This is a genomic window from Pantoea sp. EKM20T (assembly GCF_011800485.1).
Classification (GTDB): Bacteria; Pseudomonadota; Gammaproteobacteria; order Enterobacterales; family Enterobacteriaceae; genus Pantoea; species Pantoea agglomerans.
The window spans coordinates 123,223-140,436 of record NZ_JAALFW010000005.1; the positions used below are offsets into that span (position 1 = coordinate 123,223).

The window sequence follows — 17,214 nt, forward strand, 5'->3', positions numbered from 1 at the left end:
GCTGCCGCCTGAATCTTTACTTAGCCACACCTTCTACCAGCACCACGCGATAGTTCGCGCCTTTCAGACGGTGCGCTTTGGCAGCCTGATATTCCGGGCTGTCATACCAGGCATGTGCGGCTTCGCGGCTCGCGAATTCCAGAATCACCACGCCTTCTGCTTCCTGTCCTTCCAGCGTTTCCAGTTCGCCATAAAAGGCGAGAGGATTGATCTGATGATCGCCGCGAGCCTCGCCCGCTTTCTCGGCATAGATCGCCATTTCGTCCTGGTTCAGGGTGTTATCACGAATAAATACAACATATGCACTCACAGATCTCTCCTTAAGCTTTTTTATCCTGGGTTTTGGTATCGAAGTCAGCGGCATCATGACGCTCGTGCAGCTGATCGGCCGGGTCGCCCATGACACGGTTGACCTTGCGGCCACGAATCACAGCAGGTCGCAGCGCGATCTCTTTCGCCCAGCGCACCACATTTTTATAGGACTGCACATCCAGGAATTCGGCACCGCCATACTGGTCATTCAGCACCATGTTGCCGTACCACGGCCAGGTGGCGATATCAGCGATGGTGTAGTCATCACCGGCCAGATAGCGGTTATCTGCCAGCTGACGATCCAGCACGTCGAGCTGACGCTTCGCTTCCAGCGTGAAGCGGTTAATGGCGTACTCAATTTTTTCTGGCGCGTAGTGATAGAAATGACCGAAACCACCGCCCAGGTAAGGCGCTGAGCCCTGTAACCAGAAGAGCCAGTTCAGGGTTTCGGTGCGGCCAGCGATATCTTTCGGCAGGAAGTAGCCATACTTCTCCGCCAGATAGAGCAGGATGTTGCCCGATTCAAATACCCGAATCGGCGGCGTTGCCGAGTGGTCGCTCAGCGCCGGGATTTTCGAGTTCGGGTTTACGTCGACAAAACCGCTGGAGAACTGATCGCCTTCGCCGATACGGATCAGCCAGGCATCATATTCCGCATCGTTGACGTTAAGCGCCAGCAGCTCTTCCAGCAGGATGGTCACCTTCTGGCCGTTAGGCGTGCCAAGCGAATAGAGCTGTAAAGGATGCTTGCCGACCGGCAACGCTTTTTCATGGGTGGGACCAGCGAACGGACGATTAGTTTTAGCGCCGTTACCTTTGGCTTCAGGGTCCCAGGTCCAGACTTTTGCGGGCTGATATGCATTTTCCGACATAATGAAAGTTCGCCTTATGGTGTGGTATTGGTCTGGAGTGTAGCAGGTGCTGCGAAGGGGGTTTAACTCTGCTGGCTGCGCAAGGCCGTGCTGCAGGGGGCTGATGTCAGGCGGGCAGCGGCACAGGAGAAAAGTGAATAAAAGTGTGTCAGGCAGGTGGTTCGTTATCCTGAGCGGAGGTGGCCGTGCAGTCAGCAGCGACTGCACGGCAGGCAGGGTTACAGCAGTTCACGCTCAATCAGTTCGCGGGTTTCTACCGCCTGAACCTTCATCTTTTCCGGGTAGCCAAACAGAGACGCCGCGATGATCGGTTCACCGCCGACTTTATAACTGCGGGTGGCAAAGCCGGTGTCGCGCAGTGTTTTAAACAGGGTGTCGAAGTCCACTTCGCCTTCGCCCACGCCGACATGCTGGTGAATGGTGGCATCCACCCCTGGCGGGTTAACGATGTAGCGACAGTGTTTTGTATGGTTCATGGTGTCGGCGATCAGCATGTGTGACAGATCGTCACCGGCATACTCCAGCATCGGTTTCACATCACCTTTGCCTTTGTCATAAAAGAAAGTGTGTGGCGCGCTGTAGATATACTTCACATTATCGCTGCGGAACGACTTCACGATATCCACGGTTTCGTTGTTCTCTTCGCAGAAATCCCACGGATGGGCCTGGATTTCGACGCGGATGCCTTCACGTTCGATGATCGGCAGCAGCTCTTCCATGGAGCGATAGAACATCTCTTCACAGATTTCCGGCTCGTTAGGCGTGCCGGAGAGCTCGGTGTTGATCACCTGCACACCCATCTCAACCGCGATCTCGATCATCCGCTTCCAGTTCTTCACCGCCGCCTGACGACGCAGCTCATCCGGGCCGGACCAGCGATAGACCACGATAAACGAGGAGATCTCCAGCCCGGTGGCGTTTAACGCATTCTTATACTCGGTGATGATTTCACGGCTGGCTTTAGGATGTTTATAAAACGGGTTGATCTGCGGATGCGGCGACTGTTCGATATATTTGTATCCCCAGTCGGCCACCTGATGAACCATACGGGTGATGCCTAAATCTTTAATCACATCCACATCAAAAGCGATTTTCATCTTTCTGCTCCGGGCACATTAAGGTTGCTGTTCTTCATTGAAAGTCACGCCAATCTGCTGCCTGACGTTGTCCATCGTGGCCAGGGTGGTAATCGCCTGGTCAAGCGAATGGATGGGTGAATCGATCCGGTTCTGACCGATACACCAGGCGAAATGGTTAATTTCATGACAGAGCTGTTCATAGCGGCTGGCAGGCTCCTGCCACTGCAGGCGATGACGCCGATCGCTGGAGGTCAGGGTGAAGTTACCAGGCGCATAGAACTGGCCCGCCAGTTCCAGCGTGGCCTCGCGTCCGGCGATCACCGCGCCGCCTGGCGTGTTGCTGAACAGGGTGGTATTCAGCACCGAATGCATGCCGTGCTGATGGGTAAACAGCATCGACGTCTGACCGTTTACACGCCCATCCGGGACGGGCTGGCCCCGGGCGACGATCGTGTCAGGCGCACCGCCGCCAACAAACACGCTAAGCGCCACCAGATAGCTGCCCAGATCCAGCATCGGGCCGCCCGCCAGATCGGCGTTGAAGATGCGATGGTCTGGTGTGAAAAACTCGCCATGATCGGCAATCAGGGTGTGAACATCGCCGAGCACGCCATCCTCCAGCAGCTGACGGATAACGTCATATTTCGGTGTGAAGTTGCACCACATCGCCTCCATACAGAGCAGGTTCGCGGCAGCGGCGGCCAGTTTAAGCTGTGTCGCCTGCTGAGCATTCAGCGCCAGCGGCTTTTCAATCAGCAGATGCTTTCCGGCGGCAATCGCGCGCAGACCATCGGGAAAATGGTGGTTGTGGGGCGTAGCGATATAGACCGCATCAACATCCTCCCGCGCCAGCAGCACGTCGATACTGCCCGTGGCATGGCTGATTGACCATTTGTCGGCAAAGGCCTGTGCTTTTGCCGGTTCACGCGCAGCCACCGCCGTGATCTGCTGGTGGGTATGCTTGCGCAGTGCATGGGCAAAATGGTCGGCGATCCAGCCCGGCCCGATAATGCCCCAGCGCAACTGTGGTACCTGGCTGGCAGCGGTCAGGCGTGGAACCGGAAGCGTTGAAGGGAACATAACTTTTCCTTTTATACGTGCAGGCAGGTGCTGCTCAGGGCTCCACTATAGAAAGCCCGCCGTCGTCGCTCTAACCTTTTAATGATGTGATCCCATCAACCCGATCGGCGCAGGATTTTTATCCGTTTTAGCAAATGGGCGTTTTAAAGAGAATGCAGAAAGAAATGAATGTTTCATTTTGCGAGGACGATCAAGATTAACGCTGACTTTCTATCAAATAAATGAGAGGAAATGGCTGTGCCGCGATAGAGTGTTGATGTCTCAGACAACAGAATATATAGGCGTAGCCGTCAGCCAGCGCTACAGAGAGCAGAAGCAGGGAGAAGGATGATGTCAAAAGTGACGATGACCGCTATTGCGCAGGCGGCGGGCGTGGGCGTGGCCACCGTGGATCGGGTGCTGAATGGACGCGCGCCGGTGCGCAGCGTGACCGAGCAGAAAGTGCTGGCTGCGGCCCGCGAGCTGGGCTATCACCTGACGCAGGCACACATCCGGACAACATCGCCGCTCGCTGCGGCAACAGTTCGCGTGAGCTTTATCCTGCTGCCTGCCCGTTATTCGTTTTATCAGCAGCTAGGCGAGGTGCTGAAACAGCAGCTGAAGGCGCAGCAGCCACAGGGCAGCGAACCTGAATTCTGCTGGCATGATATTCATGAAGTGGAGGCGGTGGCGCACTCGCTGCGTCTGCTGGCACAGCGCAGTGATGTGATTGCGCTGGTGGCGCTGGATCATCCGCTGATTCGTCACGCGATTCAGGATGTGTCACGACTGGGCGTACGGGTTTACGCGCTGTTTTCTGATTTCTCGCCCTGTGAGCATGCGGGGTTTATCGGCATTGATAATCAGAAAGCGGGACGTACGGCGGCCTGGATGGCACAGCATCTGCTGCGTCAGCCGGGATGCGTTGGGGTGCTGCTGGGCGATCACCGCTTTACCTGCCAGGAGAGCAGCGAGATCAGTTTCCGCTCTTACCTGCGCGAGTCAGGCATCAGCCAGCGGGTACTGGAACCGTTAAAAACGCATGAGTCGGGTGAAGGAGGCTATCAGGCGACCCGGCAGTTGCTGGACACCCATGATGATCTGGTGATGATTTATGCGCCCTGCGGCGGCATAGAGGGCGTGGTGCAGGCGCTGCGTGACAGCGGACGCAGGCAGATCGATCTGCTGTGCCACGGTCCGCTGCCCGGCGATGAGCTGGCGCTGATTGATGGCACCATTACGCTGATGTTGCGCCATCGTATTGATGCCATGGCTGCGGCGGTGATCGCCACCTGCCTCAACAGCCGGATGGAACAGCGCGACCATTTTGCTCAGGTGACCGTACCCTTTGAAATCGTGACGCGTGAAAACCTGTAGAAAGAGCAGGTTAGCGGGTATTTGATAGAAAACTATCATATAAAGAAATATTTAAACGCGATCTCTATCAAAAAATGAAACTTTCATTGTTGTCTGAGATGAAATTTTCATTTGATACTGCCAGCAGTTCTCACTGCACAGGCAGATATCATGACCTTTCACATTGCTAATGCGCCCTGTAGCTGGGGCGTCGACGATCCCGCTAATCCCTGGCTGCCGCCATGGCAGAAAGTCCTGACCGAGGCCGCTCAGGCTGGCTATCCCAGTATTGAACTTGGCCCCTGGGGCTATCTGCCAGCGGATGCAGCCGAACTGACCCGGCAGCTTAATGCGCATCAGCTTTCGCTGGTGGCGGGTACGATTTTTGATGATTTGGTCAGTGAAGCGCATTTCCCTGAATTGGTCACGCTCACCCACAACCTGTGCCGTACCCTGGCCAGCGTACCAGCCGCCGTCAAAACGCCCGGCGCCAGCGCGCCTTATCTGGTGGTCATCGACTTCGGGAATCCGGAGCGGGCGAAATATGCCGGTCAGTCAGAAAAAGCGCCACGGCTCTCCGCTGACGACTGGCAGCGCATGATGCGACACATCACCATTCTGAGTGAGATTGCCTGGCAGGAGTATGGCGTGCGACCGGTGATCCATCCGCATGCGGGCGGCTGCATTGAGTTTGCCGATGAGCTTGCGCGGCTGGTCAGTGATATTCCGCATCAGGTGGCTGGTTTATGCCTGGATACCGGCCATCTCTATTACGCCGGGATGGATCCGGTCGCTTCGCTGCAACAGTACTGGACCCGCATCGATTACCTCCACTTCAAAGACGTTAACCAGCGGGTCTGGCGAGACGCCCTCTCTCGCGGACTCGACTTTTTCACTGCCTGCGCGCAGGGGGTGATGTGTCCGCTGGGGCAGGGCGCAATTGACTATCCGGCGGTGCGCACGCTGCTGACTGAGCGTAACTATCAGGGCTGGATTACCATCGAACAGGAGCGTGATCCGCGCCATGCCGACACCAGTCTGCGGGATGTTAAAGCCAGCCTGGACTATCTCCGATCAACAGGATTCTGAGGACAACAGCATGATTAACGGTAAAAAAGCGGCTAATCGCTCGCTGCGCTGGGGCATGATCGGCGGCGGCGGCACCAGCCAGATTGGGTATATCCATCGCTCTGCAGCACAGCGTGACGGAAACTTTGTGCTGCTGGCGGGGGCGTTTGATATTGATGCCGCACGCGGGCGTGAGTTTGGTCAGGCGCTGGGTGTGGTACCGGACCGCTGTTATCCCGATTATGCCAGCCTGTTCGCCGGGGAAGCCGCGCGTGAAGATGGCATTGAGGCGGTGTCTGTCGCCACGCCTAATAATACTCACTTCGCCATTTGCCGCGCGGCGCTTAATGCCGGGCTGCATGTGGTGTGCGAGAAGCCCCTCTGTTTTACGGTCGAAGAGGCGGATGAGCTGGAGCAGCTGAGCCGGGAGAAGCAGAAGGTTGTTGGCGTCACCTACGGTTACGCCGGGCATCAGCTGGTTCATCAGGCCAGGGAGATGATCGCCGAAGGGGCTTTGGGTGAGATCCGCATCGTTAACATGCAGTTTGCTCACGGCTTCCATAATGAGGCGGTGGAGTTGCAGAGTGAAAGCACCCGCTGGCGGGTCGATCCGCGCTTTGTCGGCCCGAGTTACGTGTTAGGCGACCTGGCGACGCATCCGTTGTTTATCGCAGAAACGATGTTGCCACAGCTGAAAGTGACACGTCTGCTCTGTTCGCGTCAGAGCTTTGTCGCGTCGCGTGCGCCGCTTGAGGATAACGCCTTTGTGATGATGGAGTATGACAACGGCGCGGTCGGCACGTTATGGGCGTCGGCGGTGAATGCCGGATCGATGCACGGGCAGAAGATTCGGGTCGTCGGATCGAAAGCCAGTCTGGAATGGTGGGATGAGCAGCCGAACCAGTTGCGCTATGAAGTGCAGGGCGAGCCGGTGCGCATTCTGGAGCGCGGCATGGGCTATCTTAATCCGCGCGCGCTGGAAGAGGACCGCATTGGCGGAGGGCATACCGAGGGGTTATTTGAAGCCTGGTCCAATCTTTATCGTCGCTTCGCACTGGCGATGGATGCCACCGATCGCCGTGACACCGACTTCCTGCAGGATTTCTGGTATCCCGACGTGCATGCCGGATTAATGGGCGTGCGCTGGGTCGCGCAGTGCGTGAAATCGGCGGATGCCGGTGCAGTGTGGGTGGCGTGCTGAAGCAGAGGGCGAGCCACAGGATGTGGCGAGTGTATCGAACCTTCGATAACGGGTTCGTTCCACAAAAGCAAAAACCCGCCAGAGGCGGGTTCTTTAAATATGGTGCCCGAACCCGGACAAAAATGCCGGGAGCATTTTTGCATCGCGCGGCTTCGCGCGACCCGGAGGGTGAGCCACAGGATGTGGCGAGTGTATCGAACCTTCGATAACGGGTTCGCTCCACAAAAGCAAAAACCCGCCAGAGGCGGGTTCTTTAAATATGGTGCCCGAACCCGGAATCGAACCAGGGACACGGGGATTTTCAATCCCCTGCTCTACCGACTGAGCTATTCGGGCAACGGGGCGCATTAAACCGTAAAGGCCGCGGGTCGTCAACGGCTTTCACCAAAAAACCCCTGGAAACGTGACTGATTGCCTGATTTTCAGTCAAAGCGGGTAAAACCTCAGGCCAGCGCGCCATTTTTACGGCACAGCGCGATGCTGTAAACATCCTCCGCCAGCCGCTGTGCGGTGGCGACATCCTGCACATTGCGCTTCACCAGCAGCTTGCTGAGGCAGCCTTCAAGAATCAGCTCCATCTGATCGGCCACCATGCTGGGGTTGTCCAGCGCCTGCTCCACCAGAATGTCGTAGGTGAACTGCCATGAGCCGCGTTTCTGCTGTTCGGCCAGTTGATGGATGGGCTGATCGGGCTGCGGGTAGAAGCTACAGGCGGCAATAAACAGGCAGCCTGGAAAGCGTCCTTTGCTGACCTGCTCACTCAGGACCTCATAGCGTGCCATCAGCTTCTGGTCGGGCGACAGCGATTCATCCAGCAGGATCTGGCGTCGCCAGGTATCAATCTGCTGCCCGTGATAGCGCAGCGCATCGTAGAGCAGGGCGTCACGATCGGGCCAGAACTGCTGAAGCTGGTCACGGGTTAATTCGGATCCCGCCAGGGTTTCCAATGAGAGGGTGGCGGCGAGGCCGTTCTGTTCAAGCACATTCAATGCATGCTCGAGTATCTGTTCACGCTGCAAGTGACTCTCCTCTGGTATGCAGGCCCGGTAAGGCACCGGGCAATGACCTGACTCCAGTGTTGTTTACGGGGTAAGTTTCTGCAAATGCGCCCGGAACTCGGCGGCATTGAGAAACCCGGTGATGCGCGATCCGGCGATTTCGCGGCCCTGCGCATCAAAGAACAAAATCGTCGGTAAGCCCAGCACCTGAAGGTGCTGAAACAGCGCGTTATCACTGGCGTTGTTGGCGGTGACGTTGGCCTGGAGCAACTGTACCTGACTCAGGCTATCGCGCACGGCGCTGTCACTAAAGGTATATTTTTCAAACTCTTTGCAGGCGACGCACCAGTCAGCGTAGAGATCGACCATGGTGATGCGGCCGCGGGCCTGCTGCAGCGCGCTATCAAGCTGCTGCGGCGTCTGGATAGTATGGAACGGCAGCGGTGCCACAGCCTGCTGCTGCGCCGGTCCGCCAAAGGCCCAGTCCTGCAACGGGCGTGCGCTGATCAGCGCAGCGGCCAGCATGATAATCTGCACTACGCGCCACTTACCGCTGCTGGCGCGCAGGCTGACGCTGAACGCCCAGCCAAAGAACGCCACGCCGAGCAGGCTCCAGAGTCGCAATCCCCACGCATCGCCCAGCACCCGCTCCAGCAGGAAGACCGGCAGCGCCAGGATGACAAAACCAAAGCCCTCTTTAACGGTTTGCATCCACGGGCCGCTTTTTGGCAGCAGCCGGTTGCCAAACAGGGTCACGGCGATAAGCGGTAATCCCATTCCGACCGCATAGAGCCACAGCGTCCCGGCACCGGCCCACAGATTTCCGCTCTGCGCGATGTAAAGCAGAATGGCGCTGAGCGGGGCCGTGGTGCAGGGCGAGCAGATCAAACCCGCCAGTGCCCCCATCAGGAAGACGCCGGGCAGCGAGCCACCCTGCTGACGATTACTCCACAGGGTCAGGCGGGTTTGCAGGCTGGCGGGCAGTTGCAGCGTAAACAGGCCGAACATCGACAGCGCCAGCACGATAAACAGCAGTGAGAGCGTGAACAGCACATAAGGATGCTGCAACGCGGCCTGGAAGCGCAGGCCCGCTGCCGCGACGACCACTCCCAGCAGCGTGTAGGTCAGCGCCATCCCCTGCACATAGACCATCGCCAGCGCGAACAGCCGGCCCAGCGAATAGTGGCGCTGTCCGCCAAGGATAATGCCGGAGATCAGCGGATACATCGGCAGTACGCAGGGCGTAAACGCGACACCGATACCAATCAGTAGCGCCCAGAGCGGCGAGAAAGGCAGCGGGCTGGCGGGCGCGGGCTGAGCGCTGACCGGCGGCGGTGCGCTGCTGGCGGTTACCGCACTTACCGGAACGCTGCGCGTCTCTGGCGGATAACAGAATCCGGCGGCGGCACAGCCCTGATAAGTCACACTGAGCGTGGCGCCGCTGGCCGCCTGTTGCAGCGTCACCGGCAGCGTCAGATCCTGCGGATAGATTTCACTTTTGCCGAAGAATTCATCTTCATGCGGCTGACCAGCCGGCAGCGTTAACGGCGCGATGGTCGCGTTCTGCGGTGTGATGTGGATCTGCTGGCGATAGAGGTAATAACCCGATTTCACTTTCCAGTGCAGGTTGAGCTGCGCGCCCTGCTGGTCGAAGTCAAAAGTAAAGGCCTGATCGACCGGCACAAAGCGACTGGTCGCCGGATTTGAAAAGAGTGAAGCGTGCGCCTGCAGGCCGAGAAACAGCGTCAGCAGAAGCGTAATTAAGCGAGAGATGCGTGCAGCCATGACAAGTATTCACTGTCTCCATATTGAACCGGCAGCGCCAGCAGTTCGGGCACATCGTAAGGGTGAGCGTCTTTGAGCAGATCACACAGCGCCTGCTGATGATCGCTGTCGCATTTCAGCAGCATCTGGACTTCGCTGCTCTGCTCCATTTTTCCCTGCCAGAGATACCAGGAGGTGGCGCCCGGCAGCAGTGTGACACAGGCCGCCAGCCTGGCTTCCAGCGCTAAGCCAGCAAGGTGCTCCGCCGTGGCCTGATCGGGCGTGGTGCAGAGGATAACGACAGCATTCATCCTGTAACTCCTGTTTTAAAGAGCGCCGATGATAGCACGCTCCATCCGTAACACGAGGAGTGCGCTTAAAGCAGCAATCCGCCAAAAACGAAGCCAGAGAGCACCGACAGCGCAATGGCGATCACGCCGGGAATGATAAAGGCATGGTTAAACACATACTTGCCAATCCGGGTCGAGCCGGTGTCATCCATCTCAACGGCGGCCAGCAGGGTCGGGTAGGTTGGCAGTACAAACAGCGCCGAAACCGCCGCGAAGGAAGCGATGGCAGTAAGCGGCGTAACGCCCAGCAGCAGCGCGGCGGGCATCAGCGCTTTGGTAGTCGCAGCCTGCGAGTAGAGCAGCATCGAGGCGAAGAACAGCACCAGCGCCAGCATCCACGGATAGGTTTTCAGCGTGTCGCCCGCCAGCATCTGAATCTCCGCCAGATGTGCCTTCACAAAGGTATCGCCCAGCCAGGCGACGCCCATCACGCAGATACAGGCGCTCATGCCGGACTTAAAGGTGCTGGCGCTGAGGATTTCGCTGGTGTCGAGTTTGCAGGTCAGGCTGATCAGCGTGGCGATGGTCAGCATAAACACCACAATCGCTTCATTGCGTGGCAGTGGCGGATTGACGATCAGCCCGACGCTGGCGCTGGTCGCGGTGGCATAAAGCACCACGGCCACAATGCCCGTCAGAAACAGCAGCACCGATTTTTTCGCGCCCGGTTTTGCCTGGTAGAGGCTGGCGCCGCGCAGCGTGACTTCGCCTTTGGCGAGACGCGCCTGATAAACCTCATCATCCTTTAGCTCACGGCCTAAGAAGTTAGTCACCAGAGCCGCCAGGAAGAGGCCCACCATGGTTGAGGGGATGGCAATCGCCAGCAGCGTGATATAGCTGACGCCGCGCGGCTCAAGCAAAGTGGCGAAGAAAACCACTGCGGCTGAAATGGGTGATGCGGTAATCGCGATCTGCGAAGCCACTACCGCAATCGACAGCGGCCGGGAAGGGCGAACGCCTTGCTCTTTCGCCACTTCGGCAATCACCGGTAATGTTGAGAACGCGGTATGTCCGGTACCGGCCAGTAGCGTCATCAGGTAGGTCACTAGTGGGGCCAGCAGCGTAACGTGGCGTGGATGGCGGCGCAGCAGGCGTTCCGCCAGACTCACCAGATAATCCATCCCGCCTGCCACCTGCATGGCGGCTATCGCGGCGATCACCGCCATGATGATTTCAATCACATCGAACGGAATAGCGCCGGGTGCCATGCCAAATCCCAGCGTCAGGATCAGCACGCCCATTCCGCCTGCGAACCCGATACCAATGCCGCCAAGACGTGCGCCCAACCAGATCGCCATCAAGACGATAAGCAGCTCAACCACAAACATGAATGACTCCTGAAAGATAAACCGGTAATAGCCGGGTATGCTGTTTAACAAAAAAAAAGGCACACCGTGTTGATCGCGGTGTGCCTTTGGTTAACCAGCGTCGGTTAAACCTTACTGTTCGTTTTCATCAGTATAACGTTTGGCTTTATAAACCGGGTACATCAGGTTCTGCACCGAGAAGATATCGTCCAGCTCACTTTCCGTCAGCAGGCCGCGCTCCAGCACGACTTCACGTACGCTTTTACCGGTTTCCGCACAGATTTTACCGACGATGTCGCCGTTGTGGTGGCCGATGTAAGGGTTGAGGTAAGTCACGATACCAATCGAGTTGAAGACATAGGCTTCGCACACTGCGCGGTTGGCGGTAATGCCGTTGATGCACTTCTCCAGCAGGTTATAGCAGGCGTTAGTCAGAATGCTGATCGACTCAAACAGCGCCTGGCCAATCACCGGCTCCATCACGTTGAGCTGCAGCTGGCCCGCTTCAGAGGCCATCGTCACGGTGATGTCGTTACCAATCACTTTGAAGCAGACCTGGTTTACCACCTCCGGTACAACCGGATTGACCTTGGCGGGCATGATAGAGGAACCCGCCTGCAGCTCTGGCAGGTTGATTTCATTCAGACCAGCACGCGGGCCTGAGGAGAGCAGGCGCAGGTCGTTACAGATTTTAGAGAGCTTCACCGCCAGACGTTTCAGCGATGAATGGACCATCACATAGGCGCCGCAGTCGGAGGTTGCTTCAATCAGATCTTCCGCTGGCACCACCGGCAGGTTGCTGACTTCCGCCAGACGCTGTACCGCCAGGTGCTGATACCCTTCCGGCGTATTGAGGCGGGTGCCGATGGCGGTCGCGCCCAGGTTCACTTCCAGCAGCAGTTCCGCGGTGCGCAGAATGCTTTTGGTCTCTTCGTTCAGCAGTACGCTGAAGGCGTGAAATTCCTGCCCGAGGGTCATCGGCACGGCATCCTGCAACTGGGTACGGCCCATTTTCAGGATGGTCTGGAACTCATCGGCTTTGTGCCGGAAGCCTTCGGCCAGCTGGCTGATGCCATCAAGCAGTTTCAGTAGCGAGCTGTAGACCGCGATGCGGAAACCGGTTGGGTAAGCGTCGTTGGTGGACTGGCATTTGTTCACATGATCGTTGGGGTTGAGGTACTGATATTCCCCTTTCTGGTGGCCCATCAGCTCAAGGCCGATGTTCGCCAGTACTTCATTGGTGTTCATGTTGACCGAGGTCCCGGCACCGCCCTGATAAACATCCACGGGGAACTGGTCCATACAGCGGCCGTTGTTGAGCACTTCGTCGCAGGCCTTAATGATGGTATCGGCAATGTTGCGCGGGATGGTCTGCAGCTCTTTGTTGGCCATCGCCGCCGCTTTTTTTACCATCACCATGCCGCGGACAAATTCAGGTATGTCGCTGATTTTGCTGTTGCTGATATAAAAATTCTCAATCGCACGCAGAGTATGAACGCCATAATAGGCATCCGCCGGAACTTCGCGCATACCTAACAGGTCTTCTTCGATACGAATGTTGTTCGCCATGATAACCTTCTTGTTGTTGCCGCTAACCATCACAAAGGATGTGTTTATTTTGTCGTGGTGTACCCGTGCCGACATATTATCCGTCTTCATAGGGGCGTGTGCGATCATATTCTGATGCATATGAAAAGCACGCATGCAGATCACTTAATGCTGCAGCCTGGTTAACGATATGTGAAGTTGGTTACAAAATTAACCCCACAGGATAAATTTGACAGGATCGGTTGAAAATGGCGGCGCGGGTGCCCATCTCTTTTCTTATCATCCTCAGGATGAACGCTTTCTGCTGACCGGCACGCTGCCGTTCAGCCCCTACTTACAGGAGAGTACGGTGCGCTGGATACCGTTATTAGTCTTTTTCGTTCTGGCCTGGATTGAGATTTCCCTCTTCATTCAGGTTGCACACGTCATGGGCGTGCTGCTTACCATGCTGTTGGTGGTCTTCACCTCGTGCATCGGCGTCTCGCTGGTCAAAAATCAGGGCATGAAAAACTTTATGCTGATGCAGGAGAAGCTGGCACGTAATGAAAGCCCGGCCAATGAGATGATCAAAAGCGTGTCGCTGATCATCGCCGGTTTCCTGCTGCTGCTGCCTGGTTTCTTTACCGACCTGCTGGGCCTGCTGCTGCTGCTGCCACCGGTGCAGAAACATCTGACGCTGAAGCTGATGCCTCATCTGCGCGTCTGGCGGGGGCCGGGAGCCGGTCCAGACAGCGGCTACACCATGGATGGCGAGTTCGAGCGTAAAGAGAGCGATCGCCTTGAGCATCATGACGATCACAAGGATCGTTAACCGCAGCTGTCACCTCTGAAAGCGCAACCTACGGGTTGCGTGAGATTGTTGAAAAGCCTGACCCGGCCAGCTGTGAGACCGGAGCCGCACAGGGAACAGGGTCAGATCGGAAAGTCGCAAAATCGTCATCCATGACTTCTCGGCCCGCGCCATCCGTGGCGCGTGACGCTTTCCTCTTCTGACCCTGTTTCCTGCGCCCTGAGCTTAGCCGTTGCTGCCAGGGTCATCCTGTACTGAGTTTGTCAGCACGCTGGCGCAACCTACGGGTTGCGTTTTTTATCTGCCCCATCATCTGTTCAAAAAGCCATCACTTATCACTCACAGGTAAAAAATTTGTTGTCCGCCCCCTTGAAAGTGGGTGGCAGCGGCCCTATCTCTCTGGTCACGAGGCCGGAAGCCATGCAGCCCGGTGTTCAACCCCAAAACTGAATGATTGGACTTCTCAAAGGAGAGCTATCAAATGAAAATTCGTCCATTGCACGATCGCGTTATCGTCAAGCGTAAAGAAGTTGAAGCTAAATCAGCTGGCGGCATCGTGCTGACCGGTTCCGCAGCCGGTAAATCCACCCGTGGTGAAGTACTGGCTGTCGGCAATGGCCGCATCCTTGAGAGTGGCGACATTAAGCCGCTGGACGTGAAGGTTGGCGACATCGTGATCTTCAGCGAAGGTTACGGCGCGAAAACCGAGAAAATCGACAACGAAGAGGTGCTTATCATCTCTGAGAGCGACATTCTGGCCGTTGTTGAAGCGTAATTTTTACGCGTAATTCACTGAACGAAACGAATTTAAGGGATATTTAAAGATGGCAGCTAAAGACGTAAAATTCGGTAATGACGCACGCGTAAAAATGCTGCGTGGCGTGAACGTACTGGCAGATGCAGTAAAAGTTACCCTGGGTCCTAAAGGCCGTAACGTAGTCCTGGATAAATCTTTTGGTGCACCGACCATCACTAAAGATGGTGTTTCTGTGGCACGTGAAATCGAGCTGGAAGACAAGTTCGAGAACATGGGCGCGCAGATGGTGAAAGAAGTTGCCTCTAAAGCGAACGACGCTGCGGGCGACGGTACCACCACTGCAACCGTACTGGCACAGTCTATCATCACCGAAGGCCTGAAAGCGGTCGCAGCGGGTATGAACCCGATGGACCTGAAGCGCGGTATTGACCAGGCTGTTATCGCTGCGGTTGAGAAACTGAAAGCGCTGTCTGTTCCTTGCTCTGACTCTAAAGCGATTGCGCAGGTAGGTACTATCTCTGCTAACTCCGATGAAACCGTGGGCCAGTTGATTGCTCAGGCGATGGAGAAAGTGGGTAAAGAAGGCGTGATCACCGTTGAAGAAGGCACCGGCCTGCAGGATGAGCTGGATGTGGTTGAAGGTATGCAGTTTGATCGCGGCTACCTGTCACCTTACTTCATCAACAAGCCAGAAACGGGTGCGATTGAACTGGAATCTCCGTTCATCCTGCTGGCTGACAAGAAAATCTCTAACATCCGTGAAATGCTGCCAGTGCTGGAAGCCGTTGCGAAAGCCGGCAAACCACTGCTGATCATCGCGGAAGATGTTGAAGGCGAAGCGCTGGCAACACTGGTGGTTAACACCATGCGCGGCATCGTGAAAGTGGCTGCGGTTAAAGCACCAGGCTTCGGCGACCGTCGTAAAGCTATGCTGCAGGATATCGCTATCCTGACCGGTGGTACCGTAATCTCTGAAGAGATCGGTATGGAACTGGAGAAAGCGGCTCTGGAAGATCTGGGCCAGGCAAAACGCGTTGTGATCAACAAAGACACCACCACCATCATCGACGGTGTGGGTGAAGAAGCGACAATTCAGGGCCGTGTAACCCAGATTCGTCAGCAGATCGAAGAAGCAACGTCTGACTACGACAAAGAAAAACTGCAGGAACGCGTAGCGAAACTGGCAGGCGGCGTAGCCGTTCTGAAAGTAGGCGCAGCAACTGAAGTTGAAATGAAAGAGAAGAAAGCCCGCGTTGAAGATGCGCTGCACGCAACCCGTGCTGCTGTAGAAGAAGGTGTGGTTGCTGGTGGTGGTGTGGCGCTGGTTCGCGTGGCAGCACAGCTGGTTGATCTGCGTGGTCAGAACGAAGATCAGAACGTCGGTATCAAAGTTGCACTGCGCGCGATGGAATCTCCACTGCGTCAGATCGTTTCTAACGCCGGTGAAGAGCCATCTGTTGTCGCTAACAACGTGAAAGCGGGCGACGGTAACTACGGTTACAACGCGCAGACTGAAGAGTACGGCAACATGATCGACTTCGGTATCCTGGACCCAACCAAAGTGACCCGTTCTGCCCTGCAGTACGCGGCCTCTGTTGCGGGTCTGATGATCACAACCGAATGTATGGTCACTGACCTGCCAAAAGGTGACGCACCTGATTTAGGCGGCGGCGCTGGCGGTATGGGTGGCATGGGCGGTATGGGCGGCATGATGTAATTGCCGTTGACTGCTTAAGTCATCAAAGAACCCCCGATCGGAAACGGTCGGGGGTTTTTCTTTTTCAGCGTCTGAATGCTGGCAGCAGCAGGAAAAACCCATTAACTTTTTTTATGTTCTGCATCATGGTTTAGTCAGGGCGGGATGCTCTAACGTGGATCCCGGCGCAAAATAGCGCGCTCTGAAAGGGATAAACAACAGATTAAGGAAAATTAAAATGCACGATAAATGGGAATTTTATAAGGACGAAGCACACAAGTGGCGCTGGAGAAGAACGGCGCCCAACGGCAATATTACCGGCGCCGCCAGTCAGGGCTACGTTAACAAAGCCGATTGCATCGAAAATGCACGACGTAATGGCTACACCGGTTAAGGGCATCACGCTCTGACATCACCCCCGATCGGAAACGGTCGGGGGTTTTTCTTTTGGGTGGGAAAATAGTATAAGTAAGGCGCAATCGTTCGTCTTTCCTCTTGATATGTCACGCTGTCTGCGGCTGCGCCGACTGATCGACTGGCTTCATTTTATTCACCAGCATCGGCACGCTTGCCAGCCTGCAAGCGGCGTGAAATATTGAGACGATATAACGGGATAAGGGCAATGAATGTGCAGAAAGAAAAATCCTTTTTCTGCTACGCTGCCACCCGACTCTGATGATAATAAATGGGGATTACAATGCGGATTAACCTCTTGCTCGGACTGACGGCTGGCGCGTTATTGCTGGCGGGCTGCAGCAGCTCTACGCAACTCTCTTCAGCAGGACAGCGCGTGACGTTCACCGATCAGCAGCCTGGCAATACCTGTCAGCTTCTGGGCAATATTACCGGCTCTCAGAGCAACTGGCTGAGCGGTGCAGGCGGGGAAACCAGCGCACTGCGTGGCGCAGCAAACGACCTGCGCAATCGCGCAGCGGAGATGGGCGGTAACGTGATTTATGGAGCAACCAGTCCGACGCAGAACCTGTTGTCCGCGTTCGCGCCACTCGACAGCAAAATGACCGGCCAGGTCTACAAGTGCCCATAATGTGAATCAGGC

17 protein-coding genes and 1 tRNA gene are annotated in these 17,214 nt (G+C 56.3%); 8 read left to right on the top strand and 10 right to left on the bottom strand.

The window, feature by feature from the left end:
- Window positions 1-16: 16 nt before the first annotated feature.
- The 4 genes from HFD94_RS10895 to HFD94_RS10910 form a co-directional block, all read right to left on the bottom strand.
- Window positions 17-310: a DUF1330 domain-containing protein gene (locus tag HFD94_RS10895; RefSeq protein WP_010252030.1), complete on the bottom strand. Its 294-nt coding sequence runs from the start codon at window positions 308-310 to the stop codon at window positions 17-19.
- A 10-nt stretch (window positions 311-320) separates the two neighbouring features.
- Window positions 321-1,184 (bottom strand): glutathione-dependent disulfide-bond oxidoreductase, encoded by an 864-nt coding sequence (yghU, locus tag HFD94_RS10900; RefSeq protein ID WP_010252027.1) that lies wholly within the window; start codon window positions 1,182-1,184, stop codon window positions 321-323.
- A 218-nt stretch (window positions 1,185-1,402) separates the two neighbouring features.
- Complete coding sequence (locus HFD94_RS10905; protein WP_010252025.1) at window positions 1,403-2,281, bottom strand: sugar phosphate isomerase/epimerase family protein; 879 nt, start codon at window positions 2,279-2,281, stop codon at window positions 1,403-1,405.
- An 18-nt stretch (window positions 2,282-2,299) separates the two neighbouring features.
- On the bottom strand, window positions 2,300-3,343 hold the full coding sequence (locus tag HFD94_RS10910; RefSeq protein ID WP_122889200.1) for a Gfo/Idh/MocA family protein: 1,044 nt from the start codon (window positions 3,341-3,343) through the stop codon (window positions 2,300-2,302).
- 330 nt (window positions 3,344-3,673) lie between these two features.
- Between HFD94_RS10910 and HFD94_RS10915 the strand changes: the two genes are divergently transcribed.
- The 3 genes from HFD94_RS10915 to HFD94_RS10925 all read left to right on the top strand — a co-directional run bounded on the left by HFD94_RS10915 (window position 3,674) and on the right by HFD94_RS10925 (window position 6,947).
- Complete coding sequence (locus tag HFD94_RS10915) at window positions 3,674-4,699, top strand: LacI family DNA-binding transcriptional regulator (protein ID WP_010252022.1); 1,026 nt, start codon at window positions 3,674-3,676, stop codon at window positions 4,697-4,699.
- Between the two features lie 150 nt (window positions 4,700-4,849).
- Window positions 4,850-5,767 (top strand): TIM barrel protein, encoded by a 918-nt coding sequence (locus tag HFD94_RS10920; protein WP_061703558.1) that lies wholly within the window; start codon window positions 4,850-4,852, stop codon window positions 5,765-5,767.
- 10 nt (window positions 5,768-5,777) lie between these two features.
- On the top strand, window positions 5,778-6,947 hold the full coding sequence (locus HFD94_RS10925) for a Gfo/Idh/MocA family protein (protein ID WP_045140879.1): 1,170 nt from the start codon (window positions 5,778-5,780) through the stop codon (window positions 6,945-6,947).
- A 260-nt stretch (window positions 6,948-7,207) separates the two neighbouring features.
- On the opposite strand, the gene HFD94_RS10930 is transcribed toward HFD94_RS10925, so the two are convergent.
- From HFD94_RS10930 to aspA, 6 genes are all read right to left on the bottom strand, one after another.
- A tRNA-Phe gene (locus HFD94_RS10930) sits at window positions 7,208-7,283 on the bottom strand.
- Between the two features lie 107 nt (window positions 7,284-7,390).
- On the bottom strand, window positions 7,391-7,966 hold the full coding sequence (locus HFD94_RS10935; protein WP_033770860.1) for a transcriptional regulator: 576 nt from the start codon (window positions 7,964-7,966) through the stop codon (window positions 7,391-7,393).
- 63 nt (window positions 7,967-8,029) lie between these two features.
- A complete protein-coding gene (locus HFD94_RS10940; RefSeq protein WP_122889201.1) occupies window positions 8,030-9,730 on the bottom strand; it encodes a protein-disulfide reductase DsbD in 1,701 nt (566 codons plus the stop codon).
- Complete coding sequence (gene cutA, locus HFD94_RS10945) at window positions 9,706-10,020, bottom strand: divalent cation tolerance protein CutA (RefSeq protein ID WP_010672018.1); 315 nt, start codon at window positions 10,018-10,020, stop codon at window positions 9,706-9,708. Before cutA ends, HFD94_RS10940 begins: the two co-directional genes overlap by 25 nt.
- 65 nt (window positions 10,021-10,085) lie before the next feature.
- Window positions 10,086-11,387, bottom strand: a complete 1,302-nt coding sequence (locus HFD94_RS10950; protein ID WP_033759606.1) for an anaerobic C4-dicarboxylate transporter — start codon at window positions 11,385-11,387, stop codon at window positions 10,086-10,088.
- Window positions 11,388-11,498: 111 nt separating this feature from the next.
- Window positions 11,499-12,935, bottom strand: a complete 1,437-nt coding sequence (gene aspA / locus HFD94_RS10955; RefSeq protein WP_122889202.1) for an aspartate ammonia-lyase — start codon at window positions 12,933-12,935, stop codon at window positions 11,499-11,501.
- A gap of 328 nt (window positions 12,936-13,263) precedes the next feature.
- On the opposite strand from aspA, the gene HFD94_RS10960 reads away from it, so the two are divergent.
- From HFD94_RS10960 to HFD94_RS10980, 5 genes are all read left to right on the top strand, one after another.
- Complete coding sequence (locus tag HFD94_RS10960) at window positions 13,264-13,725, top strand: FxsA family protein (protein WP_181955364.1); 462 nt, start codon at window positions 13,264-13,266, stop codon at window positions 13,723-13,725.
- A 460-nt stretch (window positions 13,726-14,185) separates the two neighbouring features.
- Window positions 14,186-14,479 (top strand): co-chaperone GroES, encoded by a 294-nt coding sequence (locus HFD94_RS10965; protein ID WP_010251990.1) that lies wholly within the window; start codon window positions 14,186-14,188, stop codon window positions 14,477-14,479.
- A gap of 49 nt (window positions 14,480-14,528) precedes the next feature.
- Window positions 14,529-16,178, top strand: coding sequence for a chaperonin GroEL (gene groL, locus HFD94_RS10970; protein ID WP_010251987.1), 1,650 nt, complete (start codon window positions 14,529-14,531; stop codon window positions 16,176-16,178).
- A 217-nt stretch (window positions 16,179-16,395) separates the two neighbouring features.
- Entirely contained in the window at window positions 16,396-16,551 is a 156-nt protein-coding gene (locus HFD94_RS10975; RefSeq protein ID WP_010251985.1) for a DUF1508 domain-containing protein, read from the top strand.
- Window positions 16,552-16,854: 303 nt separating this feature from the next.
- Window positions 16,855-17,202 (top strand): DUF4156 domain-containing protein, encoded by a 348-nt coding sequence (locus HFD94_RS10980; protein ID WP_010251983.1) that lies wholly within the window; start codon window positions 16,855-16,857, stop codon window positions 17,200-17,202.
- Window positions 17,203-17,214 lie beyond the last annotated feature (12 nt).